Annotated in this window: 2 protein-coding genes; one reads left to right on the top strand and one right to left on the bottom strand. The window is 59.0% G+C overall.

Features of this window, described 5'->3' with window-relative positions; translation table 11 throughout:
* Positions 1 to 362: glycine zipper domain-containing protein (locus OQK_RS00875; protein ID WP_016770701.1), on the top strand; the 362-nt coding region annotated here is incomplete at its 5' end.
* A 122-nt stretch (positions 363 to 484) separates the two neighbouring features.
* Here OQK_RS00875 and OQK_RS00870 read toward each other — a convergent pair.
* Positions 485 to 1,055 (bottom strand): transposase (locus tag OQK_RS00870; protein ID WP_016770700.1); only part of this gene is annotated, 571 nt, incomplete at its 5' end.

Below are 1,055 nucleotides of genomic sequence, written 5' to 3'. Positions count from 1 at the left end.
CGGCCGGAGATGGCACCGCTGCCGTAGGCGGTGGTCTCGGCGGTGCGCTGGGTAATGTGGTTGGCGGACAACTTGGCGGCAGCACGGGCGCAGCGGTCGGCGCAGGTGTTGGCGGCGCGGCCGGCAGTGCCGTCGGCGCGAACAAACGCAACCGCACCGAAGCCGCGATTGGCGGCGGTCTTGGCGCAGCAGGCGGCTCGGTCGTCGGCAACAGCCTCGGCGGCTCCACCGGCTCCGCCATCGGCGCGGGCCTGGGCGGCGCAGCAGGCGGCGCGGTAGGTAACAATCTTGGCGACGACGACGGCGGATCTCATTCCGGCGGCCACAAGCACAAGAACAAACACAAAAATAAACATCGCTGAACGATCAACGAAAACCCGGCCTGGCCAGACTGTGTGAAAACGCACTGATGGTGGTTCCAGCAAACGCCCCGACTTGTTCGGGGCGTTTGCTTTTGTGCTCACAGCAAACGAAAAAAGGCGTTTCAGCCCATCAGCGCCATCATCTGGCGGACGCCCAACACGTTAATTGCTCTTTTCAGGTTGTAGGCGTTCACCGCCAAGGCCATTTCAGCTCTCGCGCCTTCAAGCCGTCGCAGCAAGAATCGAGCGTTACCAAATAACCACTGTTTAAGGTTGCCGAAGGGATGTTCGACGATGGATCGTCGACTGACCATCATTTCGGGATGTGTCTGCATTCGCTGCTCCATTCGCTCGAAAGCCTGTTCGTGCAGATGGCGCGAGATGTATCGGCGTTTGGCGTCGGTGCACTTCGCTTTAATCGGGCAGCTTGCGCAGTCGCTGACCTTCGCTTGGTAGATCCGGCCTTTGTTGCTGATCTGCTTAAAGATCAGCCATTTTCCGGCAGGGCATTGATATCGATCTTGCGACGCATCGTAGGCAAATGCTGTTCGATCGAAAAATATCTGCTCCTTGCCGCAGGAGTTGAGTGATCGCGCCACAGGCACATAAGCCGTGATGTTCTCATCCTCACATGCCTGGAACTGCTTGCCATTGGAGTAGCCCGCATCCGCGGTGACCGTCAGTTCATCTTGT

It is taken from the genome of Pseudomonas sp. R62, from assembly GCF_000257605.1.
Classification (GTDB): Bacteria; Pseudomonadota; Gammaproteobacteria; order Pseudomonadales; family Pseudomonadaceae; genus Aquipseudomonas; species Aquipseudomonas atacamensis.
Note: the sequence above shows the minus strand (reverse complement) of the source record. Positions and strands in the feature narration are given on the sequence as shown.